Source organism: Corallococcus sp. CA049B, from assembly GCF_003611685.1.
Classification (GTDB): Bacteria; Myxococcota; Myxococcia; order Myxococcales; family Myxococcaceae; genus Corallococcus; species Corallococcus coralloides.
The window spans coordinates 1-21,235 of sequence record NZ_RAWC01000154.1 but is presented as its reverse complement, the minus strand read 5'-3'; the positions used below and the strand labels follow the sequence as shown (position 1 = coordinate 21,235).

Here is a 21,235-nt window from a genome sequence, read left to right as displayed (position 1 = left end):
CGGGCCCCCCCCGTCCTCCATGCTTCCGTCTTCGCCCCCGTCCCCGTCCCCGTCCCCGCTGCGTCCGTTCTTCATCGCGCCCGTCGTGGCCTTCCTCATCGTGGCCGCCGTGCTGGGCGCGGTGCTGAGCTTCCTCACGCCCCCGTTCCAGGTGGCGGACGAGCCGGCGCACTTCTACCGCGCGTACCAGGTCTCCCAGGGGCAGCTGACGGCCACGCGGATTCCCGGAGGTGACGCGGGCGGGCAGCTCCCGCGCAGCATCGTGCGGGTGGCGCAGGACGTGTCCGCGGGCGTGGGCGGCAATCCCGGGGCGCGCCAGGACCGGGAGCGCCTGCGCGAAGCGATGCACGCGGCGCTGGCCCCCCAGGACACCCAGGAGTGGGGCTTCGCCGCGTCCTCCATCTACTTCCCGCTGGTCTACTTCCCGCAGTCGCTGGGCATGGCGCCCGCGCGGATGATGGAGGCGCCCCCGGTGGTGGTGCTGTGGGCGGGCCGGCTGGCCAACATGCTGGTGGCGCTGGTGCTCACCGCGGTGGCGCTGCGCCTGATGCCCTTCCAGCGGTGGGCCTTCGCGCTGCTGGCGCTCACGCCCATGGTGCTCTTCCAGCGCGCGTCCGTGTCCGCGGACCCCATCACGATGTCGGCGTGCCTGCTGCTGGTGGCGCTGTCGCTGCACTTCACGTTCGCGCACCCGGGGCCCCTGGGCGCGAAGCAGCTGGGCCTGCTGCTGGCGAGCGCGGTGTTCGTGGCGCTGTGCAAGCAGGCCTACCTGCCGCTGTCGCTGGTGTTCCTGCTGCTGCCGCTCGCCCGGCTGGGGACTCGCGTCCGCTACGCCCTGGCCCTGGCCGCCATCGTCGCCGTGCCCGCGCTGCTCCAGTTCGCGTGGTCCTCCACGGTGCGGGACATCTTCCGGCCCAGCGAGGTGGTGGCGCAGGTGGCCCACGTGCGCGCGCACCCCTTCCAGGTGCTGGGCGTGCTGGTGAGTGACTTCTGGAAGAAGCTGCCGGACTTCCTGCACCAGGGCGGCGGCGTGCTGGGCTGGCTGGACACGCCGGTGCCCCGCGCCGCCCTCTTCGCCCTGGCCGCGCTGCTCTTCGGGGTGATGGCGCTGGACGCCGACAAGGCCGCGCCGAAGGTGGGCTGGCGCGAGCGCGCGGTGGCGCTGGGGGTGGCGGTGGCGGGCGTGCTGGCCATCCAGGCCATGCTGTACCTGGCGTGGACGGCGCCGGGCGCGAACCACGTGGACGGGGTGCAGGGCCGCTACCTGCTGCCCTACGCGCCGCTGCTGGTGGTGGCGCTGGCCCCGCCCGCCTGGGTGCCGAGCGGGCTGACGCGCTTCAAGCCGGTGCTCATCGCCGGCTTCCTCCTGCTCACCGCGGCGGTGACGCTCACCACGGTGTACCAGCGCTACTACGGCCCGGCGTAGGCGCCGGGCCGGGGCTTCGTCACTCCCAGCCTCCCCCGCGGCTCAGCGGTGGGTGGCCGCGGCGCTGGCGGTCGCGAGGGGCGTGCCGCGCGCGGCGGGCGGCGTCACCAGGCCGGCCAGGAGCCCGTGGAGCTCGCGGGCCTGGGTCACGTAGTCGCGCACGGCGGCGCGGTGGGGGTTCTGGTACCGCGCCAGGCGCTCCGGGTGGGCCATCAGGTCGCGCAGCACGCGGCTGTAGCCGTCGGCGTCGCCAATGGCCAGGACGTTGCCGTTGACGCCATCCACGATGTCCTCGCTGACGCCGCCCGACGCCGTGGTGACCACCCACACGTTCCGGGCCAGGGCCTCGCGCACCGCCAACCCGAAGCTCTCCTTCCACTGCGAGGGCATCAGCAGCACGTCCACGCCGTCGAAGAAGGCGTCCAGGCCGTCCTGATCATACGGAGGCACCACCTCCACCTGCCCCTTCACCTTCCATTCCTTCGCGTCGATGGCGGCGGGCCCCAGGCGCAGCTGGATGTCGGTCATCTTCAGGACCCAGTTGGACTCCGGCACCGACTCCAGGATGTCCTTGAGCCAGAAGTACCCCTTGTGCACCGCGCGGCCACCCAGGTAGGCGAAGCGCACCGGGGCGTTCGCGGGGCGCGGGGCGCGCTCGCGGCCGGGCATCAGCACGCCGTTCTTGTTCACGGCGATGCGCTCCGGCGCGATGCCGTTGGCGATGTAGAGCTGGCGCTGGAACTCGCTGGGCGTCATCAGCAGGGCCGCGCCGTCCAGCACCTTGCGCAGGGCGAACGTGCGCTTGAAGGTGTAGCGCGAGTCCGGCATGCACTTGGAGCACACGCGCAGGTCGATGGCCTTCTGGTCGCAGTACGAGTTGTCCTCGCGGACCATGAACTGCCGCTCGCACAGCCACCACGCATCATGGAGGGTGATGGTGTACGGGATGCCCTCCGCGGCGCACGCCGTGGCGAGCGTGGCGCTCAAGAGCTGGATGGAGTGGAAGTGCACCACGTCCGGGCGCACCGTCTTGAGCACCTGGGTGAAGGTCTCCCCCATGCGCGGGTTCTGGTACTCCTGGGCGCGGTCGGTGAGGGACGGCACCTTGGTGGCGATGACGGGCAGGCCCATCGCCTCGTAGCGCACCACCGAGTAGTCGGGCAGCGTCGAGCCGACGATGCCGGTGAACACGGTGACGTCGCAGCCCTCCGCCTTCAGCCGGTCCGACACCTGCTCCGCGACGATGGTGGCCCCACCGAAGCTCAGGGGCGCGAAGAGGACGTTGACCGCCAGCACCTTGAGGCGCGGCGGCGGCGCGGGCGGCAGGTGCTGGAGGATGGGCTGGAGCCGCTCCGTGGCCACCACCGCGGGGTGGTAGCGCGCCATCACGCTGCGGTGGGCTTCCTCGCCCATGCGCTTGCGCAGCGACGCGTCCTGCACCAGCGCGGACAGCGCGGACTCCCACTCCTCACGGGTGGTGGCGAGGAAGCCGTTGCGGCCGTGCTCAAGGATCTCCCGGAACGGCCCGGTGCTGGAGCACACCGCGGGCACGCGGAAGACGGACGCCTCGATGAACTTGATGTTGCTCTTGGCTTCGTTGAAGACCGTCGGCTCCAGCGGCGCGATGGAGATCTGCCAGGACGCGAGCGCGCGCAGGTAGTCCTCCGCGTCCAGGAAGGGGATGCGGAAGATGCGGTCGGAGAAGCGCTTGAAGCCCTCCGGCAGCTCCAGGTAGCCGTGGATGGCCAGGCGCACGTTCGCATGGCGCTCCATCACCGCGAGGATGGCGTCGGCGGCGATGGTGAAGTCGGCGTCGTGCGTGCGCGTTCCGCTGCCGTAGCCGATGGTGACCCAGTCCGGATCCACCGCGGGCGGGCGCGCCTCCATCTCCTTCGCCACCTCCAGGATGACGTCGTCCAGGCAGTTCTCGACGATGTAGACCTTGCCGGAGTTGGCCTTGGCCATCTCCCGCGCGAGGGTGGGCGTGCTGGCGATGGCGTTCGCGCTCAGGCTGAGCGCCCTGCGGTATTGCCGCACGCCGTTGATCAGCAGCTCGCGCTCGGCGGCGGGCAGCCGCAGCACGTTGGAGTTCCGCTCGTACTCCTCCACGTCGAAGATGAGGTCGTCGACGTCGAAGAAGTGCGGCAGGCCCAGGCGCCGGGTCTCCGCCAGCAGCTCCTCCACGGCCGGGTAGGCGGGCACGCGGTAGTAGATGACCAGTCCGTGGAACTGGAGCGCGGCCTTGCACTCCGCGTGGTCGTGCCAGTTCACGACGGTGACGTCGTACCCGAGCCGGTGGAACATGGCGACCTTCTGATCCACGCGGTAGCGCTTGCACTGGGGCAGCGACAGCTCCGCGATGATCAGGATGCGCTGTCCCATGCTGGACTGGGAGACCGGCGTCAGCGGCACGGTCCACGGAGACGGGGGCGCGGGCGGCGCGCTCGGGGCCGGGGCCACGAGCGCCGAGGAGGGGGCGACGGGGTTGGCCGGCGTGAGGGCGGCCTTGGCGGCGCGCAGCGCCTGGAGCGCGCGCTGCTTCGCGGGCAGCCGGATCAGCTTCGCGCCCACCTTGTGCAGCGTGCCCTTGCTCTGCTGGTAGAAGTGGCCGCGCTTCGTGCCGGGGGGCAGCACGCGCTCGCGCATGGCCCAGTAGCGGTTGATGGCCTTCCAGGCGAGGCTGCCGTTGATGTGCGCCAGCTCCGAGCCCTGGCGCGACACGTGCGCATCCAGTTCGTGGATGCGGGCGTTCTTGCGGCCCAGCTCGTCCTGGAGCATCCGCTGGGCCAGGCCCAGCCGCGCGAGCCGGCCTTCGGTCTCGCGCAGGGTGCTCGCGGTGTCGCGCGCCGCTTCACGGGCGGCGTCCAGCTCCGCCTGGAGCTGCTGCGCCTGGCGCGCGTGCTCCGCGGCCTGCTGTTCCTTCTGTCCGTAGGCGTCGCGCAGGTGCTGCTGGTGCAGCAGGAGCGTCAGGCGCCCGCCCAGCGTGGCGAAGGCCTGCCGCAGGTGTTCGCGATCCGCGTCGCGGGTGCTCGTCAGGGCCACCATCCCTTCCGGCTGCTCCGGGCCCACGGCGAGCACGCCCAGACCGAAGCCGTGCTCGAACTCGAAGGAGGGAAATTGGCCCTGGATCTCCTCCCACAGCCGCCAGACGCCGAAGTTGCGCTCGCGCACCTGGGTGTCGTGGAAGAGGATGACGCCGCGCGCGCTCATCTTGGGGCGCCAGCGCTCGAAGTCCGCCTTCACCTGCTCGTACTCGTGGCAGCCATCGATGTGGAGCAGGTCGACGGAGCCGTCCGCGAACTGGCCCAGGGCCTCGTCGAAGGTCATCGGGTGCAGCTGGGAGAACCGGCTGTAGCGCGGGTCATGGTGCGCGCGCAGGTCCGCGAGCACCTCCGGCCCGTAGAAGCCCGCCTGCGGGTCGCCCTTCCAGGTGTCCACCGCGTGGCAGCGCGTGTCCAGCTTCAGCGCGTCCACCGCCTGACAGAACGCGGAGTAGGACACTCCGGTGTGCGTGCCCAGCTCCACCAGCGTCGCGGGACGCAGCAGGTCCACCAGGAACATCGCGAACGGGACGTGCTCCACCCAGGCGGAGGAGGCCAGCAGCCTCAGGGGCTGCGTGAGGCAGAGGGGGTGTTCCAGGGGATTGAGCTGTGAATGCATGTTCGTGACGTCCGGAAGGCAGACCCTCGCGGCAGGCAAGGCACGCCCCCCTCCTTGGCGGATGTCCTCCATGTCATCCCCCTCCGGGGAGCGTCAAGGCTGGCAGGCCGCCCGCTCCTCGTGGGAGGAGGCGCGTTCGCTGTTCTTTTCTACGGTGTCTGGACGAAGTCGAGGCGCGGATGGCCAGAGGCATCGGTCCGTCCCGCGCGGACCCACGCTTCACGCAGCCTCGTGGCGTCGTGGGTCGCAGCGAGTGCTCCCTCCCGCGAACGGGTGCGCATGAGTCGCGCGTGGGGTGCGTAGAGGACGCGCAGCCCGGCTCCGCCCGCGCGCAGGCACAGCTCCACGCCCCGCGCTTCGTCGGACGTGAAGGCCGCGTCCCAACCTCCGAGCGACTCCAGGACCTCGCGGCGGATCATCGCGCAGGCGCTGGAGACGGCGCGCACGTCGCGAGGCCAATGCGAGCCACCGAACGCGCCGAGCGTGGGATCGAACAGCCCCGCGAAGGGGCGCAGCACCCGGCCCTCCGCGTCGAAGCGCAGCCCGGCCTCCAGCACCTGCCCCGCGGGAGAGACGATGCGCGCGCCCACCACGCCGACGCCAGGGCGCATGGCCTGCGACGCGAGCTCCCTCAGCCACCCAGGTCCGGTCGGGAGCGTGCCTGCCTCCAGGGCGAGGATGAGGTCGCCCCGGGCCTCGCGCAGCAGCTGGTTCGCCACGGTGCCCGGGGTCGCGGCCGCGTCCACCTGGACGTGGATGGCGCTGCCGGTGGACGAAGCGCCTGGAGACGAAACAGGGACGCGGACCTCCACGTCCAGGTCGTCCGTGAAGGCGAGGAGCGCCGCGAGCTCGGCCTCGGTGGGCGCTTCCGACAGCAGCACGGAGACCCGCGGTCGGCCCACGAGCGGGTGGCGGATCCGGTAGAGCCCTGGCGCGACGGTCTCCGCCGAGCCGCCCTCCCCCATGCGCGCCAGGTGCTCCGCCACGGCCCTGCGGCCCGCTTCGGATGCCGCGGGCTTCGCGCTGGCGTCCGTGGCCGTGGAGCCGGGCAGCGTCCGCCAGTGGTAGAGCACGCGGGGGATGTGCTCGAAGCGCCGCGTGCGCTCCATCAGACGCAGGAGCAGGTCGTGGTCCTGCGCGCCTTCGAAGCCCGGGCGGATGCCGCCCACCTCACGCAGCAGCGAGGCACGCACCACGAGGAAGTGGCACACGTAGTTCACCGCGCGCAGCAGCTCCGGGGACAGCGCGGGCTTCAGGTAGGGCGCGAAGCGCAGCCCCCGCGCGTCCACCTTGTCCTCGTCCGAGTAGACGACGTCCGTGCCCGGCGTTTCATCCAGCCGCAGCACGACCTCGGCCAACGCGTGCGGCGCCAGCAGGTCGTCGTGGTCGAGGAAGCCCACGTACTCCCCGGTGGCCAGGGCCAGGGCGGCGTTGGTCGCGCGAGCGATGCCCTGGTTCGACTCCAGCCGCGCGAAGCGGATCCGCGCGTCGCCGGCCGCGGCCTCTCGCAGCGCGTCCGCGACTGACGCCGAGCGCGACCCGTCGTCCACGATGCACAGCTCCCAGTGAGGGTAGACCTGTGCGCGCACGGACGCGATGCATGCGCGGAGGACGTCCACCGGCGTCTCCCAGGCGGGAGTGATCAAACTGATCCGCGGCTGACGCTCCAGCCGGGCCAGCGCGGCGGTTGCGTCACGGACCTCGCGGGCCTCCTGAGCAAGGGCTTCGCGCGTGTACGTCTCCGGCGAAGGGAAGAGCACGGCGGGACGGGCCGCGCCCAGCATGTGCCGCAGCAGGCGGACGGTCGCGTGATTGAAGGCGACCTGCCGGCGCCACAGCTCGCGCCACAGGGGCAGCCCCACCGCGCCGGCCTCATGCGACAGCACGTCGCAGCGGGCCTCCAGCGCGTCCAGCGCCTCGGCGGCGCCCTCGGTGCGAAGCGGCCACCCGGCGCCGGAGAGCAGGACCACGACCGCGAGGTTCCAGGCCCGCTGCGCCTCCAGCCCCGGCACGGAGGGAAGCCAGCGCCCCACCGCGCCCACGGGCCGAGGATCCGCGAGGCGCGAGAGCTCCTCGCGGGCCCGCTCCGGCAGCGTCCGCTCCGGCTGCCGGATCAACGCCCGCAGACGCAGGTCGAAGCGCAGCTGGCGGTCCAGCACCCACCGCTGCAAGGGCGAAAGCCCTCGCGTCCCCCAGCGCTTGGCGGCGGTGATGACCGGGCCCCAGCGCGCACGGTGCGACCGTGGCACGTCGAAGCCCAGCACCTCGACGAAGGCATCGCGCGGCACTGTCCGCGCGGCGGAAGCTGGCTTCCGGTCGGGCGGGCTCAACGTCAGGTCCTCGACGCCTGGCGTCTCTTGAGGGCCACGAGGGCCGTCACTGTCGGCGGCGCCCATCGTCTCAGCGTCCGCCGCCGGATTTGATCCGGTTCGCCAGGGCCTTGAGCGTGCCGTGGACCCAGGGGATGCCGTGCACGCGGGCGTTCAGTGCGTCCACCACCCGGTGGCGGAACTCCCGGGCCTGGAGCGTCTCGTCGCGGATCCGCGCCACGGCGTCCACCCAGGCCTCCAGGGGGCGCACCAGCCACGTCCCCGGAGCCACGGCGACGGCCGGCGACTCGCGCGGCCCGCGCACCTCGCACGAGGCGATGCCGGCCACGAACACCGGCGGAAACAGCGCCCCCAGCCTCGCGGGCAGCTCCTCGAGTCCCGTCTCCATCACCACCGGGAAGGGCCCGATGCGATGACGGTCGATGACCATCGCGTGGACGAGCTCCGGATGGACCACCAGGTGCTCCACCTCCAACCGGTCGCCCAGCGGGAACGGCACCTTCGCGCGCACGTAGGGCGGGGTCCCCTCACCGGACGCCCACTCGGTGCGGAACGCCCGCGCCAACGCCCAGGCCTCGCGGCCCGTCTGGAGCGCGCGCACCAACTCCACATAGTGACGCGGGTACACCACGCACCGCGCATCCACGAACGCCAGGTACTGTCCCCGGGCCTCGCGCACGGCCTCCGCGTACAGGGCTCCCGCGGGCGCTCGCACGGTGCGCGCCTGGAACGATCCCAGCCTGCCGTAGCGCTCCAGCGCCGCCTCCGCGGCGGACAGGTCCACGCCCTCGGGCGCCGCGAGCAGCAGCTCCAGCGGCTGCTGCTCCTGACACGCCAGCGCGAAGAGGGCCTCGTCGAGCGCCGCGTCCCGCGTCCCCGGCTCCACCGTGACGACGACGCTGAGCAACCCCGCAACCGGTGCGCGTACGGGCCCGTCCGGTACCGCGACGTAGAGCCCCTCCTCCACCTGCGTGGACGGCGACAGCTGGGCCAGCACCGCCCGCAGCGCCTGCGCGGTGTCCTCCGCCAGCGCCGTGCCTCCAGACGCGCACGGCACCACCTCACGGTGCGCCACGCGGTAGCCCGCCTCGGCCAGCCGCCGCAGCATCCGCTGCTCGGAGAGCCCCGCGCGCACCGGCGCCTCCCCCGTCAGCGCGCCCATCAGCGCCCGCGCCGAGCCCGCGTTGCGCAGGCCGAACACCAGTTCCGCCCCCGGCGCCTCGCGCCGCAGCGCCTCCAGCCCGTCCTCCAGCACCCGCTCGACCGCGTCGCCCTCCAGCACCACCAGCGTCGGCGCGGGTCCCTTGCCCCGCTTCCACTCCGGCCCTGGCAGCTCCCGCACGGAGCAACCCCGGGCCCGCAGGGCCTCCGCCAGCGAGGGCGACGCGCCCACCAAACTCACCACCGCGCCCGCGCGCGCACGCGACAGCACCAGCGCCATCCACCGCTCGGACGCAGCGGACGGGGGCGCCACTTCGGATGGAGCGTTCACCAGCGCCTCCGCGCGAACTCCAGGTGGTGGCTGAAGTCCGCGATGCCCGCGAGCTTCCGCCCGGGCTTGAGGATGTCGGGCGTCTGGAACGGCTCGCCGCCCAGCTGTGCGTACTCCCGCAGGCGGGCATTCATGAAGGCCGCGTCCCCGTACTTCGCCCCGAGCAGGGCCGCGCTGCGGCGGACCATCCGCTCGCGCACCGGGCTCTCCTCCCGGGTGACGGTGTAGTGGTGCACCAGCGCGGCGGGCGCCACCCGGATGGACAACCCGGACGCCCTCGCTCGCCACGACAGGTCCACGTCCTCGCAGTACATGAAGAAGCGCTCGTCGAAGCCACCCACCCGCGCGTGCAGCTTCTTCGTCACCAGCAGCACGCAGCCGCTGCACCAGGGCGTCTCACCCGTCGACGGATGGTACGGCTTGGGGTGCTCGTCCGGGAACAGCCGGGCCTCCACCAGCCCCGTGTCCGCGCGCTGATCCGCCTCCCGCGCCAGCTCCCGCACGCAGTCCGGATGCAGCAGCCCGTCCGGGTTCACGCAGACGTAGTACCGCGCCCCGCCCGAACCGAAGGCCTCCGCCATCATCCGGTTGTGCGCGGCCCCGAAGCCCAGGTTCCTCCCGGCGTGCCGGTAGTCCGCGTCCGCGTCCAGTCGCGCCACCCGCGCGCGCAGCGTGTCGTCCGGCGAGTTGTCCAGCCAGACGACCCGGAACGCGGGCGCACCCGGAGCCTCGCGGTTCCACCGGAGCGACTCCCACAGCCGCTCCAGCTCCCGCTCCGGGTTCCGGTAAAGCACGATGCCCAGCCAGATGCCCGGCCCCCCCCCGTTCGCCGAAGCAGGGCCGCTCACGACCCGACGTCTCGCACTGGCGCCACGCGAGCCGCGGCGCCCTCCACGATCCACCGGTGCGGAGGCCGCGTCACGCCTCCGTCCTGCACGCTGGAGCGCACCTCGAAGGTGCAGGCCTCCTCACGCTTCTCCCGCACCTGCCCCGCCCGGTCGCGCACCACCACCGTGAACGCGTAGCGCCCCGCGGTGAGGCCCAGCCGGTCCACCACGAAGCGCACCGTCCCGCTGCCGGCCGCCGCCGCGCAGAAGGGCACGTCCTCCGCGAACGTGTCCGTGGCGTGCATCAGCACCCCGTCCGCCCGGGTGAGCTCCAGCCCCAGGCCCAGCTCCGGCGCGGGCGTGCGCGCGGTGTACGCCACGCTCAGCTCCAGGCCGTCCTCGGTGTCCACGCACTCCACCGCTCCGCCATCCCGGCCCCGCAGCAGCACCGCGTCCACGGTGAGCGGGGACGACTCGCCCTGGGGCGACGCCAGCGACGGCAGCGCGCCGCCGTCCGACGCCAGCGCGGGGGACTCCATGGACATGCCGCGCTCCTCCGCCAGCGCCACCGCGCGGCGGTAGCTGCGGATGACGTCCGCGGGCGGACCGAACTCGCGGATGCGCCCGGCGTCGATCCACGCGCCCAGGTCGCACCAGCGCTCCAGCGTCCCCAGGTCGTGGGTGACGATGACGATGGTCTTCCCGGCCCGCTTGAACTCCGTCATCTTCGCCAGGCTCTTCTTGCCGAAGTGCTCGTCACCGACGGCGAGGATTTCGTCGATGATGAGGATGTCCGGGTCCACGTGCGTGGCCACGGAGAACGCCAGGCGCATGTACATGCCGCTGGAGTAGGTGCGCACCGGCTCGTCGATGAAGTCGCCCAGCTCGCTGAAGGCGATGATCTCCTCCATGCGCGCCTTCACCTCCGCGCGCGACATCCCCAGGATGATGCCGTTGATGAGGATGTTCTCCCGGCCGGAGAAGTCCGGGTGGAAGCCCGCGCCCAGGTCCAACAGCGCGCTGATGCGCCCGTTGATGTCGATGGTGCCCGTGGTGGGCGTGTAGATGCCGGTGATGAGCTTGAGCAGCGTGCTCTTGCCGGAGCCGTTGCGCCCGATGATGCCCACCGTCTTGCCGCGGGGCACCACCAGGTCAATGCCCCGGAGCGCTTCGATCATGGACTTGCCGTCCGTGTCGCGCTGGCCACGCAGGAGGCGGATGAGCTCCGACTTGATGGTGGTGTACTCGCGCCGGATGGTGCTCTTCCGGAAGCGCTTCACCACGTTGCGGAGCACGATGGCGTCCGGAGACGCGATGGCGCTGGTCATATGAACTCCGCGAAGTCCTCGCGGCGGCGCTCGAAGATGCCCGCCGCGATCCACAACAGCGCCAGGGAGATGCCCAACCACATCAGGAGCGGGCCGGGCGGTGGCAGCTGGTGTTCGTAGAAGATGGCCTGGTAGGACGTCACCATCACCCCCATGGGGTTGAGCAGCACGACCGGCGCCCGGACCGCCTCCGGCAGCGAGTCCACCCGGTAGAACACCGGCGTGACGAAGAACCACATCGTCAGCAGGTTGGCGATGATCTGCTGCAAATCTCGGAACGTCACGTTGAGCGCGGACACGATGTAGACCAGCGCCACCGTCATGGACAGCTGGGTGAGCAGCACCACCGGGAAGGCCACCACGTGCCAGGTGGGCACGTAGCCCAGCAAGAGCCCCAGCGCGACCATCAGCGGCAGGGACAGCACGTAGTTGCACAGGTTGGTCACCACCACCGTGGCCGGCAGCACCTGGGCGGGGAAGCGCACCTTGGTGAGCAGGTCGCGCCGGTCACTGATGGCGCTGGCACCGGTCCCCAGGGACGTGGCGAACCAGATCCACGGGAGCAACCCCACGAAGACGAAGAACGTGTACCCGGGGATGTTCTGCCGCATGTAGACGGTGAACAGCAGCGAGTAGACGCCCATCTGGAGCATCGGGTTGAGGAACGTCCAGAAGAAGCCGAGCACCGAGTTCCGGTACCGCGCCTTCAGCTCGCGCTGGGTCAGGCTGAGCAGGAGGCCCCGGTACTGGTAGAGCTCACGGAGGTTGCGAAGCATGCGGCGCCATCCATACCTCATGCCCCCGGAAGGTGTCAGGCACGGGACTCCAGCCATCCACGCGAAAGCCCGTCTGCTCGCCAGGCCTCGCGCGCCCCTCCGCGAGGCCAGTTTGGAAAAGAAAAAGGCCCCCTGGTTTCCCAGAGGGCCTTTGATTGGAGCGGGAAAAGGGATTTGAACCCTCGACCCTCGCCTTGGCAAGGCGATGCTCTACCGCTGAGCTATTCCCGCATCAGGTACTGCGGTGCTGCGTGCTTCGTTTGGAGCGGGAAAAGGGATTTGAACCCTCGACCCTCGCCTTGGCAAGGCGATGCTCTACCGCTGAGCTATTCCCGCATCAGGTACCGCAGTGTTGCTTGCCACCCGCCGGTCGGTGCCGCGCCGGAGGTGGGGTGCGATATACAGAGCCCTCCCGGACACGTCAAACACTTTTCGCATCCGGATCCGTGCTGCCCCGGCGGGCGAGCATGTTGAGGAACGCGCGGAAGTAGACGACCGCGCTCCACACGGAGAACGCACCGGACAGGTACACCAGCACCTTGCCCACCTGGTTGTAGTCCACGGTGACGACGCGGAAGCCCACGTCCAGCGGGTGCACGTAGTGGACGCACAGGGAGATGATCCCCACCAGCTGGAGGGACGTCTTCCACTTCCCCTCCTGCCCCGCGGCGATGACCATGCCTTCACTGGCGGCGATGGTGCGCAGGCCGGTGACGATGAACTCGCGGGCCAGCAGCACGATGACGACCCAGGCGGCGATGCGGCCCAAGCGCACCATCATCACCAGGGCGGCCATGGCGATGAGCTTGTCCGCCAGCGGATCCATGAACTTGCCCACCACGGTGATGAGGTTCCAGCGGCGGGCCAGGTAGCCGTCAATCACGTCCGTGATGGCGGCCACCGCGAACACCAGCGCGGCCAGGAGCGAGTGCAGGGGGTCCGCGTCGTAGGTGAGCCAGACGAACACGGGGATGAGGAGGATGCGCCCCAGCGTCAGCATGTTGGGCAGGTTCCAGAACTCCTGCACCAGGATGCTGGGACGGCGGGACGCGCGGCGGCGGGCCCGCTCCTCACGCTTGCGCTGCTTCCTGAGGGCTCGCTCGGTGGGCATGGGCGCGCGTTCTACCGGACCCCGAGTGCGATGAGGGCAAATCCTTCACCGCCCAGCTCCACCGCCGCCTTCAGTGTCTCCCCGCCAGCGGAGGCCACGAGCGGCACCACGCGGGGCGTGAGGTTGCCCACCCAGCCCACCAGGTGCGTGAGGGGCACCGTCACCGGCTGGTCCATGGCCACCGGCACCGAGCGCAGCGGGCCCGTCAGGCTGAGCAGCACCCGCCCCTGCCCGCGCAGGTGCACCAGGTCCAGGTCCTGCGCCAGGTCCGACGGCACGCGGCCGTTCTCGAAGACGACGGGCTCCTCGAAGGCGAAGACGCACGCGTCGCGCAGGTAGACGGACTCGTCGTCCAGGGACACGGCCACCCACTGCCGCCCGGACACGGGCTCCAAATGCAGCATCCCCTGCCCCCGGGCGCGCACCATGGCCTGGTCGCCCTCGCCAAAGGGCTTGTCCGTGGCCCGGCCCCGGAAGCGCTTCATCTCCGGCTCGAAGGTGACCTGGCCGCGCACGGCGATCAGCCCCTCCAGGCGCGTGAGCAGCTCGCCCTCCACCGCGAGCGCCAGGGCGGACGCGCTCAAGCTGAAGGGCTGGCCCGGCGCCGCGCCCGGCAGCGCCACCGAGGGCACCCACGCGGTGAGCACGGGAGGATTCGCGCCCGTCGCGGCGTCAGGCGAAGCAGGCGGCTCGGCGGACCGGGTCAGCTGAAGCGGCTCGGCGGGCCGGGTCGTGGGGGGCGGCTCAATCGTGGCCAGCGCGGCGAAGGTCTCCGCGAAGGTGTCGCCGGGCTCCGACTCCAGGTCGGACGCGAGGACGGGCGGCTCCTCGGAGACTTCAATCTCCTCCGACACCGGCGTGGGGGGCAGCTCGTCGGCGACCTCGACGTCGGCCCCGGAGGTGTCCGCGTCCGTGGTGGCGGCGAGCTCCGCGTCTTCCTCGAAGGTGCTCGCGCCAGCGGCGAGGCTGGGGTCCTCGTCCTCCTGGACCTGGGGCGCGGCGCGCGAGGCGGGGGCCTGGTCGTCCGTGGGAGCGGGCGGGCCTTCGTCCTCCGCGAAGAGCAGGTCGTCGTCCGGTGCCTTCGCGGCGGCCTGGGGCGGCGCGGCGGCGGTGCGGGGACTGCGCGGCGCCTCATCCAGACCGAACTGGGCCCCCCAGTCGCTCTCGCCAGAAGAAGACGCGGGCGCGGGCAGCGCGGCGGTCTCCTCCTCCTCGCGCGGACGGGCCGGGGTGGGGGCCGCGGGAGGACGGCTGTAGACCTCTCCGGCGATGGCGCGCGACATCTTCTCCGCCATGGCGTCGCTGCCGGACAGCAGGAAGTGCTCGCGCGCGCGGCCGTACTCGCCCATCTGGGCGAAGGTCAGGCCCAGGTAGTTGTGGGCCTTCTTGTGGTCCGGGGCCAGGTCGGTGGCGGTCTCGAACTCGCGCGCCGCGCGCTGGAGCGCGTTCGTCTTCAGGTAGACGAGCCCCAGGTTCACGCGCAGCGTCGGGTCCACCGGGTTGTCCCGCACGAGCATCTCGTACAGGTCGGCGGCGCGGTCGAAGAGGCCCAGCTTGAAATACGTCAGGCCCAGGAGGTTCTGGGCCTTCTCGTGGCGAGGCTGGAGCTGGTGCGCACGCTCCAGGAAGTCCTTCGCTTCGGTGACCTTGCCGGCGCCCAGCAGCTCGCTCCCACGTTGGAGCTGCTGCAGGAACTCCTCGTCAGCGGGGCCCGGCGGCTTCGTCCCCTTCGTGCGCGTCGTCATTCTCGGGTGTGGGCTCACGGCTGCTGGCCTCGGCCTGGGCGAGCCGCTCGCGCTCCTTGTAGTGTTGGTAGAGCTGGAGGACCTTGCGCACGTATTCCTGCGTCTCGGCGTACGGCGGCACCTGGCCTCCGTACTTCTTCACCGCGTCCGGTCCAGCGTTGTAGGCGGCGACCATCTTCACCATGTCGCCGTCGAACATGTTGGCCAGCACGCGCAGGTAGCGCACGCCGCCCTCGATGTTTTCCTTCGAGTCGAAGATGTCCTTCACGTACATGTCCGACGCGGTGCCCGGCATGAGCTGCATCAGCCCGCTGGCGCCCTTGTGGCTGAGCGCGTTCGGGTTGAAGTTGCTCTCCGTGTGCATGATGGCGCGCACCAGCGCCGGCGGGATGCGGTAGCGCAGCGCCGCGGTGGTGATGTGCGGATCCAGCTCCGCGGGCGTCCGCGAGCGGCCCCGCACGGGCGCGGACCTGGCCGGCGCGGGCGTGAAGGTCCCGGACAGCTTGCGGGCCTTGCGCGCGCCGCCAGGCGGCACGTTCGTGTAGACGATGGTGCCGTCCTTCTCCACGTAGCTGTAGATGCCGTCCGAGGCGGCGGCCGGGAGGGCGGCGGTCAGCAGGACGACGAGGGCGGTCAGGACACGCATGGCGGCGGGCGAAACCTTAGACAACGCCCGGAAAGTCCTCAAGAAAACGCCTTGTTTCCAGCACTTACCGCCATTAAGCCTGTTGGCCATGCCCCATCGGTTTGATTTTCTGGTCATGGGCGGCGGCGTGGCCGGACTGTCGTTCGCCCTCCAGGCGGCCCGGCACGGCACGGTCGCCGTGCTCACCAAGCGCGAGCGCGGTGAAGGCAACACCGCCTACGCCCAGGGGGGCATCGCCGGGGTGTTGTCCCCCACGGACACCTTCGACTCGCACATCGATGACACGCTCGTCGCGGGTGCGGGCCTGTGCCACCGCGACGCAGTGGAGGTGACGGTGCGGGAGGGCCCCGCGCGCCTCAAGGAGCTGGTGGCGCTGGGCGCGGCGTTCGACCAGCGGAGCGGCGAGTTCGACCTCACGCGCGAGGGCGGCCACTCCGCCCGCCGGATCATCCACGCGGGAGACATCACCGGCCGCGAGGTGCAGCGCGCGCTGCTGGCCGCGTGCGACGCGCAGCCCAACATCACCTTCTTCCAGAACACGGCCGCCATCGACCTCATCCTGGACCGGCGTCCGCACACCCCGGCCGGCAGCCGGTGCCTGGGCACGTACGCGTTGATGGAGGACGGCTCCATCGAGCGCTTCCTCTCCAAGGTGACGGTGCTGGCCACCGGCGGCGCGGGCAAGGTGTACCTCTACACGTCCAACCCGGACGTCGCGACGGGTGACGGCGTGGCCATGGCGTACCGCGCGGGCGCGCGCGTGGCGAACATGGAGTTCTACCAGTTCCACCCCACGTGCCTCTTCCACCCGGAGGCCAAGAGCTTCCTCATCAGCGAAGCGCTGCGCGGCGAGGGCGGCAAGCTGCGGCTCAAGGGTGGCCAGACGTTCATGGACCGCTACCACCCCATGAAGGATCTGGCCCCGCGCGACGTGGTGGCGCGCGCCATCGACGCGGAGCTCAAGCGCACGGGCAACGACTGCGTCTACCTGGACATGACGCACCTGGGCCGCGCGTACCTCACCGAGCGCTTCCCGAACATCTACGCCACCTGCAAGGCCTTCAACATCGACATGGCCGTGCAGCCCATCCCCGTGGTGCCCGCGGCCCACTACCAGTGCGGCGGCGTGGTGACGGACCTGCACGGGCGCACCAACATCCCGGGCCTCTACGCCATCGGCGAGGTGTCCTGCACGGGCCTGCACGGCGCGAACCGGCTCGCGTCCAACTCGCTCCTGGAGGGCCTTGTCTTCGGCCACCGCGCGGTGCAGGTGGCGTCGGAGGAGCTGGCGTCGCTGACGCTGCCGAAGGAGGACCCGCCGGCCTGGGACTCCGGCAGCGCGGTGGACTCCGACGAGAGCGTGGTCGTCACCCACAACTGGGATGAGATCCGCCGGCTGATGTGGAACTACGTGGGCATCGTCCGCACGGACAAGCGGCTGATGCGCGCGCGGCGGCGGCTGGAGCTCTTGCGCGAGGAGATCCGCGACTACTACTGGCGCTTCAAGGTCACCCGCGACGTCATCGAGCTGCGCAACATCGCGGAGGTGGCGCACCTCATCGTGGACTGCGCCAGCCGCCGCAAGGAGAGCCGGGGCCTGCACTACACCCTGGACTATCCCCACACGGACGAACACCAGGGCACGCGCGACACCGTCCTTTCCCGGGAGCTGTGAGCACCCATGTCCCGTCCGCGCCGCATGCTGGATGACCTCCCCGGCCCCTCCGGGCTGGGAGACACGCAGGACCCCGCGCCCCGTGGACAGGGCGGGGATGGACCGCCCCCGGGCCCCCAGCAGCCCCGGCCCGCGCTGCCCACGCCCTACGTCAGCTTCGCCATCATCGCGGGCGCGGTGGTGATGTTCTTCCTCAGCCCGTCGCTGAGCCGGCCGCTCGTGCTGGAGCGAGGGACCTTCCCGGTGGGGCCGCTGGCGCTCTACGGGCCGTGGGTCCAGGCGGGCGAGTACTGGCGCCTGCTGGGCATGGTGTTCGAGCACGGCGGCGCGATGCACCTGCTCTTCAACATGCTCGCCGTCTATTCGCTGGGCGCGTCGCTGGAACGCGGCATCGGGAGCCTGAGGTTCCTGGGGCTGTCGCTCGTCACCGCGCTGGGCGGCTCCGCGTTCGCGCTCTTCTTCAACTTCGACACCGTGACGGTGGGCGCGTCCGGGATGATTCTCGGCTGGGGCGGCGCGATGCTGCCCATCCTCACCCAGCAGGGCCGCCGGGAGCACATGTTCTGGCTCGTGCAGGTGGCGGTCATCAGCCTGCTGCCCGGGGTGAGCTGGGCGGGGCACCTGGGCGGCTTCCTCTTCGGCCTGCCCTGCGGCATGGCGCTGCGCATGGGCCCGAAGGTCTACTCGCGCGCCATCCCCGTCCTGCTGTTCATCGCCGCGGCGCTGGCCGTGGTCGCCGCCCATCCCGGGCGCCTTGGAGGCCTTTGACGATGGCTGGAACCCCCGTGCGCAGCGTCTGCGTCTTCTGTGGCTCGCGCTCCGGCGTGCGCGCCGGGTACCGCGAGGCCGCGTCCAGGATGGGCGCCGCGCTGGCGAAGCGGGGCCTGACGCTCGTCTACGGGGGCGCCAGCGTGGGGTTGATGGGCGCGGTGGCGGACGCGGTCATCGCCAACGGCGGCAAGGCCGTGGGCGTGCTCCCCCACTTCATGGACGCGAAGGAGCTGGCCCACCCGCGGCTGACGGAGCTGCACCGGGTGGACTCCATGCACTCGCGCAAGGCGATGATGGCCGAGCGCTCGGACGCCTTCGTCGCCCTGCCCGGCGGCTTCGGCACGCTGGACGAGCTCTTCGAAATCGTCACCTGGGCGCAGCTGGGCCTGCACAGGAAGCCCATGGGCCTGCTGGACGTGGACGGCTTCTTCCAGCCGCTGCTCGCGATGGCGAAGCAGATGGTGGAGGCGGGCTTCGTCCCGGAGACGCAGGGCGTGCCCTTCGCGGTGAATGCCTCGCCGGACGCGCTGCTGGACCGCCTGCTCGCGGGGCCCACGATGCCGCTCACCTCGAAGTGGCTGAAGGACGGCCAGCAGACCTGAGGGCCGTCCTTCGCCGCGGTTCAGCGCGCGTGGACCTTCAGCGCCGCGTTCCCCAGCGACGAGGCGACGCGGAGCATCACCTGCCCGGTGCCTTCGGGGATGACGGGCTGGCCGTCCGCGAACGTCTTGGGGAAGCGCACGCGGTAGCCCACCCAGAAGAGGCTGGCGTACGGGTAGTAGGCGCGCACGTTGAGGTCCGCCCGGCCCAGGCGGCGGATCTCCATGGGCGTGATTTCACCCGCGGGCGTCACCAGCGCGATCCGCCAGATGCTGTTGCGGTGGGCGAAGTCGTCGTAGCGGTAGTCGTTGACGTGCACCGCCAGGTAGAACTCGTGGAACTTCGCCGCGTCCGCCTGTTCCTCCGCCAGGAGCTGCTCCACCTTCGCGGCGGGCAGCGTCTGGAAGATGGCGCGGCGGTGGACGCGGGCCTCGCGGAAGGCGGGCGTCTGGAACGTGGCCCCGGCGAAGACTCGCGTGTCGAAGCCGTCGTAGATCTCCTTGCGGTCCGAGTACCGGTTCAACACCGCGAGGTAGGCGGACTCCTGCTTGGGGTCATCCAGCGTGGGCGCGGGCTCACCGACGACGGGGGGCGCGGTGGAGCAGCCGCCCAGCGCGCCCAGCAGCACCGCGGCCACCAGCAGCCTTCTCACGGGATGAAGTCCTTGCGCGTGAACAGCGTGGTGAGGCGGTGGCCGGTGGCCTCCACGGCCTCGCGTCCGCCCTCCAGCCGGTCCACCAGCGCGAAGGCGCCCAGCACCGTCAGGCCCTCCAGCTTCGCGCGCTCAATCGCCTTGAGCGTGGACGCGCCCGTCGTCACCACGTCCTCCACGATGGCCACCGGGGCGCCGGGGCCCAGCGCGGACAGGCCCTCAATCCACTGGCCGGTGCCGTGGCCCTTGGGCTCCTTGCGCACGATGAACGCGTGCAGGGACTTCTGGCCGCCGCCCTCCAGGAAGCTGGTCAGGCTCACCGCGGACGCGAGCGGATCCGCGCCCAGCGTCAGCCCACCCGCGGCCACCGCGGACGGAGCGTCGCGCCGGATGGCCTCCAGCAGCAGCCGTCCGATGAGGTAGTGGCCCTCGGCGAGCAGCGCCGTGCGCTTGCAGTCGATGTAGAAGTCCGACTCCTTGCCGGAGGAGAGCACCACGCGCCTGCGCTCGAAGGAGCGCTGCGTGAGCACCTCCAGGAGCCGGGCGCGGTCGCGTTCGAGCGTTTCCGCCATGGCCTACAGACCCTCCAGGTACGCCACCAGCTGCGCCGAGTAGCGCAGCTGCATCAGCAGCTCCGCCTTGCGGGATTCGTCCAGCGCGGCGAACACGTCCGCGAGCAGCGACAGGTCCTGGTTGAGGGCGCCCATGCGCTGCGCGACGTCCACCGCCAGCTCGTCCGCGTCGATTTCTTCCTCGACGCCCTCCGGGGCCAGCGTCTCCTCGGTGGCGAGCGCCTTCTCCAGCATGTCGCGCACCGGCGCCGTCAGCCGGCCTTCGGACTCCAGCGACTCGCGCTTGGCCTCCAGCACGTCGTGCTCCACCGGCGAGGCGTGGATGGCCTCCGCCAGGGACAGCAGGAGCGCGTCCTCGTCGGACAGCTCCTCGTGCACGCGCACCTGGACCTGGTCGCGCTTGAGGAAGCGCAGCGCCGCCACGCGCCGGAAGCCGCAGATGAGCTGGTAGCGCTCCTCGCCGCGCGGGCGCACGTCCACCGGGAACAGCTGGCCCAGCCGCGCCAGGTCCGTGGCCAGCTCGGACACGTCGCCCTCGTCCCGCAGGCGGAAGGTGGTGTCCTCCTCCAGTCGCTCCAGCGGCAACACCATCGACGTCACCTGTCCCATCACGCGCGGCTCGATGGCCTGCGCGTGGGGCTCCCCTTCCGAAGTCGCCGCGCCGTCGTTGGCGCCCTGTTCCGAACTTTCGCCGGAGCCCGTGGAGCCCGCGTCCTCCTGGCTCGCACGGCTCGCCACGTCCCAGATGCCGGCGCTCAGCAGCGCGTCGTCCGCGCCCGACACCGGACCGGAGGGCGGCTCCGCCACCACGTCCTTCGCCTCGCCGCCACCGTCGCTGCCCGTGCCGGAGGCGTCCTGGACGCGCTCGCCCGAGGACAGCTCCACGTAGCGGCCGGGGCCGGCAGAGGCCTCCGCGTCCGCCGGGGTGTGGGGGCCCTCGCCCTGCCCGGCCGCGACTGTCCCCTCCGGTTCGCCACCGTGGGCAGCGGCTTCGCCCGGCGTCGCGGCGTCCCCGGCGGGGGTCTCCTCACCGGTGCGGCTCGGCGACTCGCCGCCCTCGGTGCGCGCCTCCGGCTCACCGGTGGCTCCGGCGGCCGTGCTGGCCTCGGTCGCGCTCGCGGCGGCCTGCCCACCCTCTCCGGGCAGGTCGGTCTGGGCCCCACCCGCTTCGGCCTGGGGGGCACCTTCCGGCGTCACGTCTCCACTCGCGCCCTCGCCGTGCTTCGGCGCGGACGCGTCAGCCGCTCCCTCCTGCTGGGACGGCGTTGCGTTCTCCCCAGGTGTGCCCGGCATCCCTTCCTGTCCCTCGGCCCTGTGCTCGGCGTCCATGGTGGCACCCCCGGTTGTTCCACCCCCGCGCCGCCGGAAACGACGGCGCGGCGGGCGGGCTCTAACGGGACTTCTTCACCACGACCTTCTTCTTCGCGCCAGCACCCATCACGCGGGGAACGGGCGCGCCGGCACTGCTCGCCTGCTCAGTGGCTGCCGGACGCGGAGGCTCCGGAGCCCGGGTCGCGGCGGGCGGCGGAGGCGGCGGCAGCGGCTTGGCCGACGGACGGGCCACGACGGTGGCCGGCGCCGACGCGGGCTGCGTGCGCGCGGGAGGCGGGGGCGGCGTCGGGGC

At 71.6% G+C, this 21,235-nt stretch carries 16 protein-coding genes, 2 tRNA genes and 1 pseudogene; 4 read left to right on the top strand and 15 right to left on the bottom strand.

What is annotated here, in order from left to right; genetic code table 11:
- Positions 1-1,426: DUF2142 domain-containing protein (locus D7W82_RS27465; RefSeq protein WP_233587964.1), on the top strand; the 1,426-nt coding region annotated here is incomplete at its 5' end.
- A gap of 42 nt (positions 1,427-1,468) precedes the next feature.
- On the opposite strand, the gene D7W82_RS27460 is transcribed toward D7W82_RS27465, so the two are convergent.
- The 11 genes from D7W82_RS27460 to D7W82_RS27410 all read right to left on the bottom strand — a co-directional run bounded on the left by D7W82_RS27460 (position 1,469) and on the right by D7W82_RS27410 (position 15,341).
- The gene (locus tag D7W82_RS27460; RefSeq protein ID WP_120621175.1) at positions 1,469-5,086 is read right to left on the bottom strand and encodes a glycosyltransferase; all 3,618 of its coding nucleotides are present in this window, start codon (positions 5,084-5,086) and stop codon (positions 1,469-1,471) included.
- Between the two features lie 149 nt (positions 5,087-5,235).
- A complete protein-coding gene (locus D7W82_RS27455) occupies positions 5,236-7,416 on the bottom strand; it encodes a glycosyltransferase (protein WP_147439563.1) in 2,181 nt (726 codons plus the stop codon).
- 70 nt (positions 7,417-7,486) lie between these two features.
- Complete coding sequence (locus tag D7W82_RS27450) at positions 7,487-8,908, bottom strand: glycosyltransferase family 2 protein (protein WP_147439561.1); 1,422 nt, start codon at positions 8,906-8,908, stop codon at positions 7,487-7,489.
- Positions 8,905-9,702 carry a glycosyltransferase family 2 protein gene (locus tag D7W82_RS27445; RefSeq protein WP_233587963.1) on the bottom strand — a complete coding sequence of 266 codons (798 nt, stop codon included), beginning with the start codon at positions 9,700-9,702 and terminating at the stop codon, positions 8,905-8,907. The genes D7W82_RS27450 and D7W82_RS27445 overlap by 4 nt, the downstream gene beginning before the upstream one ends.
- A gap of 50 nt (positions 9,703-9,752) precedes the next feature.
- Complete coding sequence (locus D7W82_RS27440; RefSeq protein ID WP_120621171.1) at positions 9,753-11,063, bottom strand: ABC transporter ATP-binding protein; 1,311 nt, start codon at positions 11,061-11,063, stop codon at positions 9,753-9,755.
- Complete coding sequence (locus D7W82_RS27435) at positions 11,060-11,839, bottom strand: ABC transporter permease (RefSeq protein ID WP_120621170.1); 780 nt, start codon at positions 11,837-11,839, stop codon at positions 11,060-11,062. Before D7W82_RS27435 ends, D7W82_RS27440 begins: the two co-directional genes overlap by 4 nt.
- A 156-nt stretch (positions 11,840-11,995) precedes the next feature.
- Positions 11,996-12,070: transfer RNA gene (locus D7W82_RS27430), tRNA-Gly, on the bottom strand.
- 30 nt (positions 12,071-12,100) lie between these two features.
- A tRNA-Gly gene (locus tag D7W82_RS27425) sits at positions 12,101-12,175 on the bottom strand.
- A gap of 85 nt (positions 12,176-12,260) precedes the next feature.
- Positions 12,261-12,950 carry a CDP-diacylglycerol--glycerol-3-phosphate 3-phosphatidyltransferase gene (pgsA, locus tag D7W82_RS27420; RefSeq protein ID WP_120621169.1) on the bottom strand — a complete coding sequence of 230 codons (690 nt, stop codon included), beginning with the start codon at positions 12,948-12,950 and terminating at the stop codon, positions 12,261-12,263.
- A gap of 11 nt (positions 12,951-12,961) precedes the next feature.
- Entirely contained in the window at positions 12,962-14,695 is a 1,734-nt protein-coding gene (locus D7W82_RS27415) for a tetratricopeptide repeat protein (protein ID WP_120621168.1), read from the bottom strand.
- On the bottom strand, positions 14,652-15,341 hold the full coding sequence (locus D7W82_RS27410; protein ID WP_120621167.1) for a transglycosylase SLT domain-containing protein: 690 nt from the start codon (positions 15,339-15,341) through the stop codon (positions 14,652-14,654). The genes D7W82_RS27415 and D7W82_RS27410 overlap by 44 nt, the downstream gene beginning before the upstream one ends.
- 88 nt (positions 15,342-15,429) lie before the next feature.
- Between D7W82_RS27410 and nadB the strand changes: the two genes are divergently transcribed.
- Genes nadB through D7W82_RS27395 form a run of 3 tightly spaced genes read left to right on the top strand, consistent with a single transcriptional unit; the run spans position 15,430 to position 18,389 of the window.
- Complete coding sequence (nadB, locus tag D7W82_RS27405; protein WP_120621166.1) at positions 15,430-17,016, top strand: L-aspartate oxidase; 1,587 nt, start codon at positions 15,430-15,432, stop codon at positions 17,014-17,016.
- Positions 17,017-17,022: 6 nt separating this feature from the next.
- On the top strand, positions 17,023-17,784 hold the full coding sequence (locus D7W82_RS27400) for a rhomboid family intramembrane serine protease (RefSeq protein ID WP_199727839.1): 762 nt from the start codon (positions 17,023-17,025) through the stop codon (positions 17,782-17,784).
- 2 nt (positions 17,785-17,786) lie between these two features.
- Positions 17,787-18,389 (top strand): TIGR00730 family Rossman fold protein, encoded by a 603-nt coding sequence (locus tag D7W82_RS27395; RefSeq protein WP_120621165.1) that lies wholly within the window; start codon positions 17,787-17,789, stop codon positions 18,387-18,389.
- A 20-nt stretch (positions 18,390-18,409) separates the two neighbouring features.
- Here D7W82_RS27395 and D7W82_RS27390 read toward each other — a convergent pair whose 3' ends face one another.
- The 4 genes and pseudogenes from D7W82_RS27390 to D7W82_RS27375 form a co-directional block, all read right to left on the bottom strand.
- Positions 18,410-19,039 (bottom strand): hypothetical protein, encoded by a 630-nt coding sequence (locus D7W82_RS27390; protein WP_120621164.1) that lies wholly within the window; start codon positions 19,037-19,039, stop codon positions 18,410-18,412.
- Entirely contained in the window at positions 19,036-19,611 is a 576-nt protein-coding gene (gene pyrE, locus D7W82_RS27385) for an orotate phosphoribosyltransferase (RefSeq protein WP_120565583.1), read from the bottom strand. Before pyrE ends, D7W82_RS27390 begins: the two co-directional genes overlap by 4 nt.
- Positions 19,612-19,614: 3 nt before the next feature.
- Positions 19,615-20,904 carry a ParB N-terminal domain-containing protein gene (locus tag D7W82_RS27380; protein ID WP_120621163.1) on the bottom strand — a complete coding sequence of 430 codons (1,290 nt, stop codon included), beginning with the start codon at positions 20,902-20,904 and terminating at the stop codon, positions 19,615-19,617.
- Between the two features lie 97 nt (positions 20,905-21,001).
- A pseudogene (locus tag D7W82_RS27375) lies at positions 21,002-21,235 on the bottom strand (polymer-forming cytoskeletal protein); the annotation flags it as partial.

What these genes read in the sequence shown, in the direction of transcription:
- pyrE (WP_120565583.1), bottom strand. Translation starts at nt 19,611, where the DNA reads ATGGCGGAAACGCTCGAACGCGACCGCGCCCGGCTCCTGGAGGTGCTC.
- pgsA (WP_120621169.1), bottom strand. Translation starts at nt 12,950, where the DNA reads ATGCCCACCGAGCGAGCCCTCAGGAAGCAGCGCAAGCGTGAGGAGCGG.
- D7W82_RS27400 (WP_199727839.1), top strand. Translation starts at nt 17,023, where the DNA reads ATGTCCCGTCCGCGCCGCATGCTGGATGACCTCCCCGGCCCCTCCGGG.
- D7W82_RS27395 (WP_120621165.1), top strand. Translation starts at nt 17,787, where the DNA reads ATGGCTGGAACCCCCGTGCGCAGCGTCTGCGTCTTCTGTGGCTCGCGC.
- D7W82_RS27415 (WP_120621168.1), bottom strand. Translation starts at nt 14,695, where the DNA reads ATGACGACGCGCACGAAGGGGACGAAGCCGCCGGGCCCCGCTGACGAG.
- D7W82_RS27460 (WP_120621175.1), bottom strand. Translation starts at nt 5,086, where the DNA reads ATGCATTCACAGCTCAATCCCCTGGAACACCCCCTCTGCCTCACGCAG.
- D7W82_RS27435 (WP_120621170.1), bottom strand. Translation starts at nt 11,839, where the DNA reads ATGCTTCGCAACCTCCGTGAGCTCTACCAGTACCGGGGCCTCCTGCTC.
- nadB (WP_120621166.1), top strand. Translation starts at nt 15,430, where the DNA reads ATGCCCCATCGGTTTGATTTTCTGGTCATGGGCGGCGGCGTGGCCGGA.
- D7W82_RS27410 (WP_120621167.1), bottom strand. Translation starts at nt 15,341, where the DNA reads ATGCGTGTCCTGACCGCCCTCGTCGTCCTGCTGACCGCCGCCCTCCCG.
- D7W82_RS27380 (WP_120621163.1), bottom strand. Translation starts at nt 20,904, where the DNA reads ATGCCGGGCACACCTGGGGAGAACGCAACGCCGTCCCAGCAGGAGGGA.
- D7W82_RS27440 (WP_120621171.1), bottom strand. Translation starts at nt 11,063, where the DNA reads ATGACCAGCGCCATCGCGTCTCCGGACGCCATCGTGCTCCGCAACGTG.